The organism is Serratia aquatilis (assembly GCF_044865145.1).
GTDB classification, from domain to species: Bacteria; Pseudomonadota; Gammaproteobacteria; order Enterobacterales; family Enterobacteriaceae; genus Chania; species Chania aquatilis.
Genome location: NZ_CP173186.1, coordinates 582,434 through 597,602, shown reverse-complemented (window position 1 = coordinate 597,602; position 15,169 = coordinate 582,434). Strand labels below are relative to the sequence as shown.

The 15,169-nt window shown below is 51.1% G+C and carries 16 protein-coding genes and 1 other RNA gene; 10 read left to right on the top strand and 7 right to left on the bottom strand.

Annotated elements, in window-relative coordinates; genetic code table 11:
- The first annotated feature begins 161 nt into the window (after nucleotides 1-161).
- The 5 genes from SAQUA_RS02715 to SAQUA_RS02695 all read left to right on the top strand — a co-directional run bounded on the left by SAQUA_RS02715 (nucleotide 162) and on the right by SAQUA_RS02695 (nucleotide 2,886).
- Nucleotides 162-467 carry a YqjD family protein gene (locus SAQUA_RS02715; protein WP_380677558.1) on the top strand — a complete coding sequence of 102 codons (306 nt, stop codon included), beginning with the start codon at nucleotides 162-164 and terminating at the stop codon, nucleotides 465-467.
- 2 nt (nucleotides 468-469) lie between these two features.
- The gene (locus SAQUA_RS02710; RefSeq protein WP_380677556.1) at nucleotides 470-889 is read left to right on the top strand and encodes a phage holin family protein; all 420 of its coding nucleotides are present in this window, start codon (nucleotides 470-472) and stop codon (nucleotides 887-889) included.
- On the top strand, nucleotides 867-1,154 hold the full coding sequence (locus SAQUA_RS02705; protein ID WP_380677554.1) for a YqjK-like family protein: 288 nt from the start codon (nucleotides 867-869) through the stop codon (nucleotides 1,152-1,154). Before SAQUA_RS02710 ends, SAQUA_RS02705 begins: the two co-directional genes overlap by 23 nt.
- 276 nt (nucleotides 1,155-1,430) lie before the next feature.
- On the top strand, nucleotides 1,431-1,826 hold the full coding sequence (locus SAQUA_RS02700; RefSeq protein ID WP_380678230.1) for a DoxX family protein: 396 nt from the start codon (nucleotides 1,431-1,433) through the stop codon (nucleotides 1,824-1,826).
- A 73-nt stretch (nucleotides 1,827-1,899) separates the two neighbouring features.
- Nucleotides 1,900-2,886 carry a glutathione S-transferase family protein gene (locus SAQUA_RS02695; RefSeq protein ID WP_380677552.1) on the top strand — a complete coding sequence of 329 codons (987 nt, stop codon included), beginning with the start codon at nucleotides 1,900-1,902 and terminating at the stop codon, nucleotides 2,884-2,886.
- 28 nt (nucleotides 2,887-2,914) lie between these two features.
- Here the strand turns inward: SAQUA_RS02695 and SAQUA_RS02690 are convergent, their stop codons facing one another.
- On the bottom strand, nucleotides 2,915-3,820 hold the full coding sequence (locus SAQUA_RS02690) for a LysR family transcriptional regulator (protein WP_380677550.1): 906 nt from the start codon (nucleotides 3,818-3,820) through the stop codon (nucleotides 2,915-2,917).
- A gap of 106 nt (nucleotides 3,821-3,926) precedes the next feature.
- Between SAQUA_RS02690 and SAQUA_RS02685 the strand changes: the two genes are divergently transcribed.
- Nucleotides 3,927-4,622 carry a pirin family protein gene (locus SAQUA_RS02685; protein ID WP_380677548.1) on the top strand — a complete coding sequence of 232 codons (696 nt, stop codon included), beginning with the start codon at nucleotides 3,927-3,929 and terminating at the stop codon, nucleotides 4,620-4,622.
- Between the two features lie 84 nt (nucleotides 4,623-4,706).
- On the opposite strand, the gene rnpB is transcribed toward SAQUA_RS02685, so the two are convergent.
- An RNA gene (rnpB, locus tag SAQUA_RS02680) (RNase P RNA component class A) lies at nucleotides 4,707-5,085 on the bottom strand.
- A gap of 79 nt (nucleotides 5,086-5,164) precedes the next feature.
- Nucleotides 5,165-6,028, bottom strand: coding sequence for a 16S rRNA (cytidine(1402)-2'-O)-methyltransferase (gene rsmI, locus SAQUA_RS02675; RefSeq protein WP_380677546.1), 864 nt, complete (start codon nucleotides 6,026-6,028; stop codon nucleotides 5,165-5,167).
- A gap of 62 nt (nucleotides 6,029-6,090) precedes the next feature.
- On the opposite strand from rsmI, the gene SAQUA_RS02670 reads away from it, so the two are divergent.
- Genes SAQUA_RS02670 through dolP form a run of 4 tightly spaced genes read left to right on the top strand, consistent with a single transcriptional unit; the run spans nucleotide 6,091 to nucleotide 9,669 of the window.
- Nucleotides 6,091-8,091, top strand: coding sequence for a penicillin-binding protein activator (locus tag SAQUA_RS02670; RefSeq protein WP_380677544.1), 2,001 nt, complete (start codon nucleotides 6,091-6,093; stop codon nucleotides 8,089-8,091).
- The gene (locus tag SAQUA_RS02665; RefSeq protein WP_380678228.1) at nucleotides 8,088-8,441 is read left to right on the top strand and encodes a YraN family protein; all 354 of its coding nucleotides are present in this window, start codon (nucleotides 8,088-8,090) and stop codon (nucleotides 8,439-8,441) included. The genes SAQUA_RS02670 and SAQUA_RS02665 overlap by 4 nt, the downstream gene beginning before the upstream one ends.
- A gap of 51 nt (nucleotides 8,442-8,492) precedes the next feature.
- Entirely contained in the window at nucleotides 8,493-9,083 is a 591-nt protein-coding gene (diaA, locus tag SAQUA_RS02660) for a DnaA initiator-associating protein DiaA (protein ID WP_380677542.1), read from the top strand.
- A gap of 10 nt (nucleotides 9,084-9,093) precedes the next feature.
- Nucleotides 9,094-9,669, top strand: a complete 576-nt coding sequence (dolP, locus tag SAQUA_RS02655; protein WP_380677540.1) for a division/outer membrane stress-associated lipid-binding lipoprotein — start codon at nucleotides 9,094-9,096, stop codon at nucleotides 9,667-9,669.
- Nucleotides 9,670-9,732: 63 nt separating this feature from the next.
- On the opposite strand, the gene mtgA is transcribed toward dolP, so the two are convergent.
- The 4 genes from mtgA to SAQUA_RS02635 form a co-directional block, all read right to left on the bottom strand.
- Nucleotides 9,733-10,464 carry a monofunctional biosynthetic peptidoglycan transglycosylase gene (gene mtgA, locus SAQUA_RS02650; RefSeq protein WP_380677538.1) on the bottom strand — a complete coding sequence of 244 codons (732 nt, stop codon included), beginning with the start codon at nucleotides 10,462-10,464 and terminating at the stop codon, nucleotides 9,733-9,735.
- Nucleotides 10,461-11,114, bottom strand: a complete 654-nt coding sequence (gene elbB / locus SAQUA_RS02645; protein ID WP_380677536.1) for an isoprenoid biosynthesis glyoxalase ElbB — start codon at nucleotides 11,112-11,114, stop codon at nucleotides 10,461-10,463. Before elbB ends, mtgA begins: the two co-directional genes overlap by 4 nt.
- Nucleotides 11,115-11,352: 238 nt before the next feature.
- A complete protein-coding gene (arcB, locus tag SAQUA_RS02640) occupies nucleotides 11,353-13,692 on the bottom strand; it encodes an aerobic respiration two-component sensor histidine kinase ArcB (protein WP_380677534.1) in 2,340 nt (779 codons plus the stop codon).
- An 86-nt stretch (nucleotides 13,693-13,778) separates the two neighbouring features.
- Complete coding sequence (locus SAQUA_RS02635; RefSeq protein WP_380677532.1) at nucleotides 13,779-14,732, bottom strand: TIGR01212 family radical SAM protein; 954 nt, start codon at nucleotides 14,730-14,732, stop codon at nucleotides 13,779-13,781.
- Nucleotides 14,733-15,169 lie beyond the last annotated feature (437 nt).

Below are 15,169 nucleotides of genomic sequence, written 5' to 3'. Positions count from 1 at the left end.
TTTACGTCAGCGGATTTATCGCTGAGAGGCACGTCGTGCGGGATTTTAGCTGCCAATAATAATGTGGGTCAGTGATATCAACCGATATAAGACCTTTGCGCTAACGCATAAATCCGCTATGGTTGAAAGTCTGTCGACGTTAATGTTAAGGAGTTATCGAAATGGCACAAGATTCAAATGCAGAAAAATTACGCGCTGAACTGAAGTCCCTGGCCGATACGCTGGAGGAAGTGCTGAACTCTTCCACCGATAAACCTAAAGCTGAACTGGACAAACTTCGTTCCAAGGCAGAAGAAACTCTGAAAGAGACTCGCGCTCGCCTTACCGACGCTGGCGATAAACTGGCCCATCAAACCAAGCAGATTGCCTGCCAGGCAGATGGATACGTGCGTGAAAATCCGTGGACCGGTATTGGTATCGGTGCAGCGGTTGGCGTGGTGTTAGGCGTTCTGCTCGCGCGCCGCTGATCATGGCAGAGCTACCGCAAACTCGTGCGCAGGGCCCCGCTAAAGGGGTCCTGGATATCGCACAACGAATCATGACCATTCTGGTCAGCATGGTGGAAACACGTGTGCGGCTGGCAGTTATCGAACTGGAAGAGGAGAAAGAAAACCTTGTTCAGTTGTTGATTATGGCTGGTCTCACTTTGCTGTTCACCGCATTTGGCCTGATGAGCCTATTGCTACTCATTTTCTGGGCCGTTGACCCTGCCTATCGTTTGATCGCACTGGGTGCCACAACCGCCGTTTTGCTGCTCCTGGCAATTATCGGGGCCATTACGACATTGGCCAGGGCACGCCGCTCAACGCTATTAGGCGCAACGCGTAAGCAACTGGAACTTGATCGTTCTGCACTGGAGGGGAGCGATGAATCACCGCCAGTACCGTGAATGGAAGAAAGAGCAACTGATCCGGCAGATCCAGCAGCAACGTCTGGAACTAACCGCCAATAAAGTCTTGTGGCTGGAAAAGACTGAGCGTATCGATCACAGTTGGCAAACCCTCTTTGCCTTACGTAAATATATCGCTGTCGGCTCCAGTATCATTGCTCTTTATGGCATTCGCCACCCCAGCAAATTGATCCGCTGGTCGCGCAGAGCATTGAGCATTTTGGGAACTGCCCGGCTGATTCAGAAAACCTTTTTTCAACGATAATCTTCATTCCATTCTTTCAATTATCCCGCTGAAATAAATTATTTTTTTGCATTTCCTTCCCATCAGTGTATTCGAAAACTTGGCAACGTCATGATTTATTGAATTTTATGATTAAGCTAAAAATTCAATTTTTTTGAAAAAAAAAGACAATTTTACTTGCTAACAATCGACAACATTCCTGTCTAACATTCACTCCATCAACCGGCTAAGGGACATAAACCCCCTGTCGGAACAGATGCCAAGGTTGGCAAGGAAAATCACTTTTTGGAGTTAATGATGAAAAAATTAGAAGATGCAGGCTTATTGGTTGCGCGTATCCTTTTACCAATCCTGTTTATCGTCGCGGGCTACGGCAAGACGGGCGGTGCTTATGCTGGCACTCAGCAATATATGGAATCGATGGGGGTACCTGGTTTCTTGTTACCGCTGACTATCCTGCTGGAATTAGGTGGTGGTCTGGCCATTCTGTTTGGCTTCTTGACACGCACCGTAGCAATAATTACAGCCGTTTTCACCATTCTCACTGCACTGTTGTTCCACATCAACTTTGCTGAAGGTGCGAACCAGTTGATGTTCATGAAAAACCTGTCTATCGCCGGTGGCTTTATCGTTCTGGCTGTTTCAGGCCCAGGAGCTTTCAGTATCGACCGCATTTTGAACAAAAAGTGGTAAAATCATAACATCGCTAAAAGGTCCGGTTTATCGGGCCTTTTAGTTTGCGCTTGTAAACATGAAGGAAACCATTATGGGACAACTTGTTGATGGCGTTTGGCAAGACACTTGGTATGACACAAAATCTACGGGGGGCCGCTTCCAGCGTTCAACCGCTAAATTCCGTAATTGGGTCACGGCGGATGGTAAAGCCGGAGAACACGGTATAGCGGGCTTCAAAGCAGAACACGATCGTTATCATCTGTATGTTTCCCTCGCCTGCCCTTGGGCCCACCGTACTTTACTGATGCGCAAGCTGAAGGGACTGGAACAGATTATCCCAGTTTCTGTCGTGCACCCGTTGATGCACGAAAACGGCTGGACATTTGGCACAGATTTTCCTGCAACCACCAGCGATACGCTGTATCACTATGATTTTCTCTATCAACTCTATCTGCGTGCCGACCCTAACTACAGCGGAAGAGTCACTGTTCCCGTCCTCTGGGATAAGCAGCAGCAAACTATCGTCAGCAACGAATCTGCCGACATCATTCGCATGTTCAACCATGCCTTTGACGCCTTAGGTGCCCGAACTGGTGACTATTATCCGCTAGAACTGCGTGAGAAAATCGATACGTTGAATAGCTGGATTTACGACACGGTGAATAACGGGGTGTATAAAGCCGGTTTCGCTACCAGCCAGGAAGCCTATGACGAAGCCGTGAGCGGTGTCTTTACCTCGCTTGAACGACTCGAACAGATCTTGGAACAGCAGCGTTATCTGACAGGAGAGCAACTGACCGAAGCTGATTTACGCCTTTGGACCACATTGATTCGCTTCGATCCGGTTTATGTCACCCATTTCAAATGCGACAAAAAGCGGATCAGCGATTATCCCAATCTGTACGGCTTCCTGCGTGATATCTACCAAATGCCGGGCATTGCCGAGACAGTCAACATGGCACACATAAGAAATCACTATTATCGTAGCCACGCCACAATCAACCCGCAAGCGATCATTTCTATCGGTCCCGTACTGGATCTTGAGGAACCACACGGGCGCGATACACGTTTCAACTGATAGGTTGGCCCCGCTGCACCAGGCGGGGTTAATGATTTTCCTGCTTGGCAAACAGGCGAGGGAGTTCGCGGAGGAACCAGGATTTAGCTTCCCCCATGCTGTCGCGTCGCCAGGCCATAATTATGTCCACTTCGTTGCTATACTCTGGCCCTATCACTTTCAAGCGCCCTTCCTCAATGTCTTTTTCCACCATCGGGTACGGCATGGTGGCCACACCAAGCCCTGCAAGCAAGGCGCGATGCTTGTCTTCAATGCTGCTCAATGTCAGGCGCTGCTGTTTATCTAACAACTGTACAGTCAAGACTGGCCGCTCGCGTGCAGTATCCGCTACCGCAATGCCACGGTATTTAACGCGGGTAAGTTCTGACAGCGGCTCCGGTTCCTGGTGGATCGGGTGGCCCGGCGCGGCAACATAAACGCTCATCACCTTGTATAATTTGCGGGTATTGATTTCGGAAGAGGCGCGGAAATGTACATCAGGCGCAATGACGATATCCGCTCGCCCTTGTTCCAGACGTTCCCATGCCCCTGCCAGCACTTCGGTAAAAATCGAGACTTGGGTATTAGCCTTCAGCGCCAGTTTGTCGATCAGAGGGAACAATTTAGCGGCGGGTGACAACGCTTCACTAACAATGGTCAAGTGAGTCTCCCACCCCCTTGCCAACGCTTCAGCATCAGTAGTCAACTTGTCCGCTGCCTCAAGCAATACGCGTCCCCGTTCAAGCAACATTCTTCCAACGTTGGTGAATTTGGTTCGATGACCTGAGCGATCAAACAACATAACGTCCAGTTCTTCTTCCAATTTTTGCATGGTGTAACTGAGCGCTGAAGGCACTCTTCCCAGCTCATCAGCGGCTGCAGCAAAACTACCTCGGCGGTCAATTGCATCCATTACTCTAAGTGCTTCAAGGGTTAACGCCCGCTCTCTAGCCATGAAATCTCTCTTTCAGGAAATTTGAACATGCCAACCAGATTAACTGGCTAGCAATCCCGCGTCCAGATGCTTACCATTTGAATCACTATTTTAGGAGCCAATTGCCATGATTACATGCAGAACAGCAAAACAGTGCGGGCAAGCTGACTTCGGTTGGCTGCAGGCTCGTTATACCTTTTCTTTTGGTCACTATTTTGATCCCAAATTGATGGGTTATGCCTCATTACGCGTGCTTAATCAGGAAGTATTAGCACCTGGAGCTTCATTCCAACCGCGTACCTACCCTAATGTTGATATTCTGAACCTGATTTTGCAGGGTGAGGCGGAATACCGCGACAGCGACGGGAATACCCTACGCGCAACGACAGGAGATGTTTTGCTACTAGCGACTCAGTCTGGGCTAAGTTATAGCGAACAAAATATCAGCAACGTGACACCATTAACCAGAATGCAGTTGTGGCTCGAAGCCTGTCCAGAACGTGGCAATGATCGAGTGCAACGGCTGAACCTGTCCTCACACCCTCATTCACTGCTAGCCTCGCCGGATGGTGCACAGGGCAGCTTGCAATTGCGGCAAGAAATCTGGATCCATCATCTGGACTTAGCTGCGGGTGAGCAGCAGACCCTGATATTGAATGGAGAGCGTGCTTACCTCCAGTCAATCCATGGCACTGCCAAGGTGAATGGCGAGCAACACAGTAGCCAGAATCTAACCTGTGGAGACGGCGCGTTCATCTGTGACGAAAAACACCTTACGATCCAGGCGGAAACGCCGCTACGCGCACTGTTGATTGATTTATAGCCGAAGACGGTCAGTCTGTGTGGCAAAAGGCTGAAAAGAAAAACCCCGCATGATATTCATCACGCGGGGTTTTCTATTAAAGAGGAGTGGAGTTGACCGTTAAGCCGGGTTCTGTCGTGGACAGTCATTCCTCTAGGCCAGCAATCGCTCACTGGCTCAAGCAGCCTACCCGGGTTCAGTACGGGCCGTACCTTGTGAACCCCTATTTGGCCTTGCTCCGGGTGGAGTTTACCGTGCCACGAACTGTTGCCAGCCGCGCGGTGCGCTCTTACCGCACCCTTTCACCCTTACCTGATCCCGCTTACGCGGGCCATCGGCGGTTTGCTCTCTGTTGCACTAGTCGTAGGCTTGCGCCTCCCAGGCGTTACCTGGCACCCTGCCCTATGGAGCCCGGACTTTCCTCCCCCCCATCTGTCTCCCCCGAAGAGGACGGCAATGAAGCGGCGACTGTCTGGTCAACTCCGGCGCGGATAGTAGCGTTGTGACCACGGTAGGTCAACCGTTTTAGGCAAGTCATCACAAGCGGACAATTCAGTCACTGCCTAATCTTGTTGCTGCTCCAGGGCATACTTGTACAACGCATTTTTCTTCACGCCGTGGATCTCTGCCGTTAACGCCGCCGCTTTCTTCAGCGGTAGCTCTTTCTGCAACAAGGCCAGAGTGCGCAGCGCTTCTGGCGGCAAATCATCATCCTGCGCCTTATGGCCTTCGACAATCAGAACCATTTCACCGCGGCGACGCATCTCATCTTCCAGTACCCATTCCAGCAGTTCTCCTACCGGTGCCCCATGAATTGACTCCCAGGTTTTGGTCAACTCACGCGCCAGTACCACATAACGTTGCGGCCCCCAAACGGTCACCATGTCTTGTAAGCTTTCCAGTAAACGGTGGGTGGATTCATAGAAAATCAACGTACGTGGTTCCTCTGCAAGCGCCAGCAGGGTATCCTTACGGCCTTTGGTTTTGGCTGGCAGAAACCCTTCGTAGCAAAAACGATCGGAGGCCACTCCGGCGGCGCAAAGTGCCGTGGTTGCAGCGCAGGCACCTGGCAGGGGAACAACGCGGATCCCCGCTTCACGGCAGCGACGTACCAAGTGGTAGCCCGGATCGTTAATCAGCGGGGTGCCCGCGTCGGAAACCAGTGCTATGCTCTGGCCTTCCTGAAGTTTTGCCAGCAGTTGGTCCGCCTTCTGCTGTTCGTTATGGTCGTGTAGCGCAAACAACCGCGCGCTAATAGCAAAGTGTTGCAACAGCAACCCGGTATGGCGCGTATCTTCCGCCGCAATCAGATCCACGCTTTTCAGTACTTCTAGTGCCCGATGCGTTATATCACCCAGGTTACCTATGGGAGTGGGCACCACGTACAGCGTTGATGCAGAAATGACTGATTGTTGGTGTTGATTCATTGTTTCATCCGGATTGCCGATTTAATATTGAGCATCTTGAAAAAAACATCACTGGATACAGTATGCTTTCCTCAACATTCGTTCGTACCAAAGCAGTGCGCTTGGTACCTGTTATATTGGCAGCCCTTCTCTTGGCCGGCTGCCCTAGTCATGCACCGCAGACTACGCCTTCAAACATACAGGACGAAGCAAGTGCGAACTCCGATTACTACCTGCAACAGTTGCAGCAAAGCAGCGATGATAACAAGGCTGACTGGCAATTACTTGCTATTCGCGCATTGACGCGCGAAGGTAAGCTGCCACAGGCCGCTGAGCAGTTGAGTACTCTGCCGCAAGGCATGACTGGCACACAATTGCAGGAACAGCAGTTGCTGAATGCTGAGTTACAGGTTGCCGACAAAAACTTTGCGGCCGCGCGTGACTCTCTGAATCAAATTGACAGTAGTGCCCTGTCACCGAATCAATTGGTCCGTCTGTATCAGGCGCAGATCGCTGCGTATCAGGGTCAAGCATCGTTGCCACTAATTAGAGCTTATATCGCCCAAGAACCTTTGCTGAGTGCCAAGGCGCATCAGCAAAACCTGGATGACACCTGGCAGACATTGCTAAGTCTCCAGCCCGCAGACATGAATAGCATGGTGATTAATGCCAATGAAAACGTGCTGCAAGGCTGGCTGGACCTGTTACGCGTCTATCAGGATAACAAGCAGGACCCCGAGCTACTGAAAGCCGGGATCAAAGACTGGCAGAATCGTTATCCGTTGAACCCTGCAGCTAAAAGCCTGCCAAGCCAACTGAATCAGGTACTGAGTTTCTCTCAAGCCTCAACCTCCAACATCGCTCTGCTATTGCCGTTAAATGGCCAGGCCAAGGTGTTTGCCGATGCTATTCAGCAAGGTTTTGCAGCTGCTCAAAGTGGCGTGACGCTGGCGACTCAAGTTCAGTCACCGCAGCCAGGTATTAGTCCCGATCCGAGTACACCAGCGGTTTCTGATAGTACCAACGGAGCAGTAAGTACTTCAGCACCTGCCGCAGATAGCCCTGCGGTAGCCGCAGAACAACCTGTAATCCCGGCACCGATCACTCCGCCGCCTGCTGTCACGGGTTCGGTGAAAGTCTACGATACCTCAAGTCAACCTTTGCCTGCGCTGTTGGCCCAAGCACAGCAAGAGGGAGCTACCCTGGTGGTAGGCCCATTGCTGAAAGCCGATGTTGATCAACTCGCCACGACTCAAACGGCACTCAACGTGCTGGCGCTCAACCAGCCTGAACAGCCCAAAGACAGCCCGAATATCTGTTTCTTTGCGCTTTCTCCAGAAGATGAAGCCCGGGATGCTGCCCGCCATATCTGGGATCAGCAGAAACGTCAGCCGTTACTGCTGATCCCTCGCGGCACCTTTGGCGATCGTATTGCTAAAGCCTTTGGCGAAGAGTGGCAAAAACTGGGTGGGCAGACCGTGCTGCAACAGGGTATTGGCTCTACCGGTGAACTCCGCCAGATGGTCAACAGCGGCGGTCTGCGCCTGACCGGTACGCCAGTCACTGTTCAGGCACCGCAGCCGGTGACCATTGCAGGTTTGACCATACCTTCCCCATCAAGCGATGTTCCGGTTTCCAGCGGAGGGGGTATTGATGCGGTCTACATCGTAGCTGCGCAGGATCAGTTAACGCTGATCAAGCCGTTGATCGACATGACGACCAGTTCGCGCAGTAAGCCCGCCCTGTTTGCCAGCTCACGCAGCTACCAGGCCGGTGCAGGCCCAGACTTCCGTCTTGAAATGGAAGGGTTGCAGTTCAGTGACATCCCACTGCTTTCAGGTGCTAACCCACAACTGCAGCAGCAAGTCAGCCGCCAGTTCCGCAACGACTATTCGCTGGTACGTCTCTATGCCATGGGAATGGATGCCTGGACATTGGCCAACCACTTTGCTGAAATGCGTCAGTTGCCAGGATTCCAGGTATCAGGCGTTACCGGTGTGCTGACGGCCTCACCTAATTGTGTCATCAACAGGAAACTGACTTGGCTGCAATACCGCCAGGGCATGGTCGTTCCGGTCTCCTGAGCCAACGAGCCAAAGGGGCGGGCTATGAAATCAGGGCCCGCCATTACCTTGAGCACGCAGGGCTAACTTTCATCGCCGCCAATGTGGCGGTCCGTGGTGGTGAGCTTGATCTCATCATGCGTGATGGTCAGACTTGGGTATTCGTCGAGGTCCGTTACCGTCGCAGTGCGGCCTTCGGCGATGCGGCTTCCAGCGTGACTTACCGCAAGCAGCAACGGTTGTTGCATACAGCCGCAGTATGGCTGGCAGGTCGCGGAGCCAGTTTTGACACATCATCTTGCCGTTTTGATGTTTTAGCCATTACCGGTAACCAGTTAGAATGGATACCAAATGCCTTCAATGCGGATTAATCATTGTTTACCGGTACAGACCGGCCCTTTGACTGAGTGGATTAAAACAACGTGCTGGATAGAATCAAAGCCTGTTTTACTGAAAGTATCCAAACCCAGATTGCAGCAGCGGAGGCACTACCCGATGCCATATCCTGTGCCGCGATGACTCTGGTTCAATCATTATTGAACGGTAACAAAATCCTGTGCTGTGGCAACGGAACCTCTGCGGCCAACGCTCAGCATTTTGCTGCCAGTATGATCAACCGCTTTGAGACTGAGCGCCCCAGCCTGCCAGCCATTGCGTTAAATGCAGATAATGTGGTACTGACAGCAATCGGCAATGATCGCCTGCATGATGAAGTGTATGCCAAGCAGGTTCGGGCACTCGGCCATGCAGGCGACGTACTGTTGGCTATTTCCACTCGTGGCAATAGCCGTGATATTGTGAAAGCGGTCGAAGCTGCGGTAACTCGCGATATGACCATTGTTGCGCTTACAGGTTACGATGGTGGAGAACTGGCCGGTTTACTCGGCCAGTTGGATGTGGAAATACGTATCCCTTCTCACCGCAGTGCACGCATTCAGGAAATGCATATGCTTACCATAAATTGCCTATGCGACCTGATTGATAACACATTGTTCCCTCACCAGGACGATTAAAGGAACTGAAATGAAGCTAAAAGCCACATTTGCAGTGCTGTTCAGCGCCCTGCTATTACAAGGTTGTGTCGGCGCAGTTGTGGTCGGCAGTGCAGCCGTTGCTACCAAAACGGCGACAGATCCACGCTCGGTTGGCACACAGGTCGATGACGGCACGTTAGAGGCCCGGGTTGAAAACGCCATCAGCAAAGATCAGCAACTGAAAAAAGAAGCACGCATCGTGGCGACCGCCTATGAAGGTAAGGTGCTATTGACCGGTCAGGCACCCAATACTGAACTCGCCAACCGCGCGAAGCAGATCGCACTCGGTGTTGATGGTGCGGTTGAGGTGTATAACGAAATCCGTCAGGGCACCCCGGTTAGCCTTGGTACTGCCTCTTCTGATACCTGGATCACCACCAAGGTCCGCTCACAAATCTTGACCAGTGACAGCGTCAAATCCTCGAACGTGAAGGTGACAACTGAAAACGGTGAAGTGTTCCTACTCGGCCTGGTGACACAGAAAGAAGGGCAATCTGCGGCACAGATCGCCAGCCAGGTTAGCGGCGTAAAACACGTCACGACCGCATTCACCTACGTGAAATAAGCCAGTTCACCGGGGTGATACGCTCATCCCGGTCTTTCCCTGCAGGCTCAACCCAGTCCTCGACTAATCCAGTTCATTCGCCTTAACAAATCCTTCGCCACCCAACTGGCGCATTTGACGCAAAATCCATTGCTGCCGTTGGATCACATATCCAGAAGGTGCATTGACCTTATAGCGGTGTGGATTTGGGAGCACGGCTGCCAGCAACGCGGCTTCAGAGGCGGTCAGTCGTTTTGCCGGTTTGTTGAAAAAGCGCTGGGACGCTTTCTCTACGCCAAAGACACCATCACCAAACTCTGCAATATTCAGGTACACGGTCAGAATACGGCGTTTGGTCCAAACCAGCTCAATACCCGCCGTCAATCCGGCCTCCAGCCCTTTTCGCAACCAACTGCGCCCATCCCACAAAAAAAGATTTTTTGCCGTTTGCTGGGAAATCGTTGAGGCACCGCGAATACGCGTGGGGCGTTTTTCATTATGGCTAAGCGCTTTTTCAATCGCTGCGACATCGAATCCCCAGTGATCGGGAAACTTCTGATCTTCCGCCGCAACCACCGCCAGCACCATGTTGGGTGAAATATTATCCATCGAAACCCAATCGGAGTGTGCAACGTAGCTGAAGTCACCATCCAGCCATGCATTGATTTGCCGTTCCACCATTACGGCAGAAAAGGGGACGGGGAGAAAAGCAAACAAAACAATGCCAGCCAGCCACATGCCAAGCACTGCAATCAGGCCACGCTTCACCCACAAACAAATCCGGGTAAACAGAGAATTACCTGAGAATTTTATCATTCCACCAAATCCAGCACCCGTGTAACCAACTTATCAATGCCTCGTGCAGCTTCACCGATCGATTGAGCCAGCATATAAGCCGGGGTCGTAACGATTTTGTTTTCAATATCCACCACAATATCGTCAACGGGGCAAACCACTGGCTCACCGCCCATGGCATCAATCACCTCACCGAGATCGGGATCGTTTCCAATGGTAAGCCGCACCTGTTGGGGAATAATCTTCGGTAACAGGGCCGGAGCGATACACATAAAACCAATAGGTTTATGCGCCTTATGCATTTGTCGAATAAGCTCAGCTAAATTTTTATCCACCCAACATTCGGCCCCCTGAGAGGCAAAGTTGCTCAGATTCTTGGCAACCCCAAGTCCACCAGGGATAATCAGAGCATCAAGTTGCGCGGAAACAGCCTGTGAAAGGGGCTGAATATCCCCCCGTGCAATGCGCGCCGACTCGATCAGAACGTTGCGATCCTCAGACATCTTCTCGCCAGATAAATGATTAATAACATGAAGTTGTGGTTTATCCGGCGCAAAACAGACCGCTTTCACACGGGCACGATCCAATGCCAATAACGTGAGGACTGCCTCATGGATCTCCGCACCGTCATAAACGCCACAACCACTAAGCACTACACCCACCTGTTTCATCAATATTCTCCCAACCAGAACGGCCTGCCAAGACAGGCTCAGAACTGACAAACACTAAGTACATCACATATTTTAATGAATCTTCTAACAAGAGTGCTTACATTTGCTATGTTGTTCGCTGTATGATGTATACGAAATCAATAACAACCTGCCCGACCAGAACACTGAAATCCAATACGCAGGTTCACAATTTCCCTGGTGTTGGCGCAATATTCGCGCACCCCGGCCTAGGTCGGGGTCATTTTTTTTCAGCGTTCTCTACCCAAGCACGTAAGACAGCAACATCATTGCGCCATTCCTGTTTCAACTCGTCGACCCAATCCTGTACGTTGTCCCACCACGCTGGTAACGTTGAAGTCTGGATCTGCTGCGCCAATTGCTGCAGATGCTTTAACCCCACGGAGCCTGCCGCACCTTTGATTTTATGGCCTTCTTCGGTGATCCCTTTCTGGTCACGTGCTGTCATGTTGGAATCCAGAATCGCCAGATAACCCGGCATTACCTGTTCAAACATCGCCAGGCTCTGATGAATCAACTGCGGTCCTACCAGTTCCATATATTGCTCGAGCATTGCGGTATCCAATAACGACTCATTAATCTGCATCTGCTTTTGCTCCATTCTTTTTGAGGTATGTAGGGGTTGATGATCCCAGTAGTGTTTAATCATGGTGATTAGGGCCGGTACCGACAGCGGTTTGCTCAGCACATCGTCCATGCCCGCATCAAGATACTCTTTCTTGTCTTTCAATACGTTGGCTGTCAACGCTATCAACGGCGGTAATGCCCGGTCAGCGTAGCGTTTGCGTAGCGTGCGGGCGATATCCAACCCTGTCATGTCCGGCAACTGGATATCCAGCAGGGCCAGATCGAACTCGTCCGGGTCAAACATCTCCAGTGCATCATGACCATTCATGGCCACCTCTACACTGTTACCCAGTTTTTCCAGTACCGAACGGGCGACAATCACGTTCAGTTCAATATCTTCCACCAGCAGAATATGCAATGCGGGAAGCGGCAGTTCATCCAATACCTGCTCCTCATCCACCTCTTCTTCCACGGCAGGGGCTGTAATAGTCAAAGTGAAGAGAGAGCCCTGCCCCTGCATGCTGTTGACCGTAATATCTCCCCCCATGCTTTGCGCCAGCCGTTTGGAGACAGCCAAACCGATCCCAGTGCCGGTTGCCGGGCGCCCACCGTTCTGATCCTTGACCTGGTAGTACATGGCAAAGATCTTGTCCTGCTCATCCTGCGGGATCCCCATGCCTGAGTCTTCCACCTCAAACACTATCTGTTCCTGCTCTTCTCGCCGAACGCGCACCACAATCCGCCCCTTTTGGGTGAACTTCACCGCATTACCGATCAGGTTCCAAAGGATTTGGCGTAGGCGTGTACCATCAGTAACAATCTTCTGCGGCAGTGGCAGTTGCGGCTCCATAACGAACTGCAGCCCTTTCGGTTGCGCCAACAGCCCGGAGAGATTCTCAAGATCTGCCAAGAAACCAGTAAAGTCTATCGCCTGGTTATCAAGCTGTACTTTTCGCCGTTCGAGTTTATCCATCTCGATAATGTCATTAAAAATATTGCCCAGGGTGATGGCACTGACATGGATGGTCTTGAGGTAATTCAATTGTTCGTCGTTCAACTCTGTATCGAGCAGAATACGGCTCAACCCGACGATTCCATTAAGCGGCGTACGAAGCTCATGGCTGATCGTTGAGATAAAGGTAGTCTTTTCCCTACTGGCATTCTCCAACGCGTCCTGATAGCGCTTACGCTCAGTTATATCGCGACCAAACCCCATCAGTCCATGACGCTTACCGACGCGATCGTAAAATGGCACCTTACGTAACTCGAAGCAGGCTTTGCGCCCATCGGGATACACCAGCCATTGTTCATAAGTCAGCGAGACGTTGTGACGGAATACCTTTTCATCGGTTTCAATGACTTTTTCGGCCACGTCTTTGCCGTAAACATCGAAAGGCGTCAAACCAATCAGCTGTTTCTCGCTCTTGCCGGTCAGCAGTTCCATTGCCCGGTTGCAGCCAGAAAACTCTTTTTCTTCGTTGCGGTAGTAAACCAAATCGGGAGAGGCATCGAGAAAAGACCGCAACAACGCAGATTGCTGGCCCAATTCCACCTGCGCCAGCTCACGCTGTTCCATTTCTTCAGTGAGCTTATCCATCACATGCTGGCGCTCTTCCTCAGCCTTGATGCGATCGGCTATTTCCTGATTGAGCTGGGTGATGTTTTCTTTCATCTGCTGGTTCAAAGCGAGATCGCGGTGACGCATTTCCTCTAGTTTATCGACCAGCCGTGCCAGCCTCTGGCGAGACTCTTCGAGTTGCTCGACAACTACCGAAAGAAAATAGACCGCCCAGGGCGTGATCAGCAGGCCGAAGAAAATGGAACGCACCACATCGATACTTTCTACCTCACCACGCAACAGCATGGTGACTGCCATCTGAACCACTATTGCCAAAACCACCAATGCTGAAGCCAGCAACAGTGAAAAGCGCACTAGCCCCAGTTTTACCATTAAATCAACGTAGTACTGGGCTAACACCCGGATTTGCTTCATCAGTTATTCCCAACAGACATAGTCTCTTGAATCATACCGTAAAACGCTGTTGAGATAAGAAACCTTACTGGGAAGTGTGGGAAAGGTTACAAATCAGTAAAGGAGGGGCTGTTATCAGGATGATACCTTTGGCTGGTTGCCAGGGCTGAACCTTGCCCACCTTGCGACTGAAGATATCCTCCGACGGCCTGCATACCATTCCAGCGATTCTCGCACCACAATGGAGCCAACAAGGTTGGCCGCCGGGCACTGGCCGAAATACGGTGATAGATAATATCTTTAGGCGTATGGCGGATCATTTCACCGGCGCTGACCGCATAATCGTCTAACGCCAGTTCTGGCAAACGGCCCGCCTGCCAGGCACGCGCCATGATGCTGCCGCTAACAATATGCAGCGGATGCAACTTGATTCCATCCACACCGCAGTCAACCACCGCTTGCAGCGTTGCCAGATGCTCTTGGTGAGTTTCTCCAGGCAAACCAATGATCAGGTGGCTGCATACTTTCAAACCGCGTTCACGAGCCATGCGGACGGTATTTTGATAACAGGCGAAATTGTGACCCCGATTTATTCGCTTCAACGTTTTGTCGTGTGCAGTCTGCAGTCCCAGCTCTAACCAGACCTCAAAGCCTTGTGCACGGTAGCCAGCAAGCAAATCGAGCGCGGCCTCCGGCACGCAGTCTGGCCGGGTACCGACACAGATGCCAACGATCTGAGCCTGTGACAGTGCCTGCTGGTACATATTGGCCAGCAGTTTAACTTCTGCATAGGTGCTGGTATACGCCTGGAAATAGGCCAGGTAGCGTTTTGCCCGATTAACCTTTTGGGCCTGAATCGCCAACTGTTCAGCGATACTTTGGTGCTGCATCTGCTCATCGGTAAAAGAGGCAACGTTGCAGAAAGTGCAGCCGCCGCGTCCGAGCGTACCGTCGCGGTTCGGGCAGCTAAACCCCCCATGCAGTGTCAGTTTATGGATCTTCTCACCATAGCGGCGCTGAAGATCACTACCAAACATATTGACTAATTGCGGCAACTGCATAATCTAGGTGTTTCTCTGTATTCAAAGCTCGTGATGCTAGTAAAAAACGGCTTTTCCCGCGATGACAGAGATCAACGCTTTTCTCCAAAGGCCGGCCAACGCATAGCTATTCACTATTAGTGCAAACAAAATCATTTTGTTGACGATGAAATTTTCTAATTCTCAGCGCGTGGTAGGTATTTTTATTACAGCGGGATTAAAAATAGTTTTAAAAATCAAAAAAATATTGTTTTAAAGAATTAAACTCCAGATAAGTGGTGTTATCCAGTGCAGTTCACAGATTCAAGCGTTGCTCTACAGTGAGACAGCTCACATTTCTTTAGCTCTCCATACGACTCACGAATGTAATGAAAATGCACAAAAATAATTGTTTATCATAAAGATAGGCTCATTTTTACTGTTAGAAATCTCTGTTAAGCCCATATTTGACCTGTGTA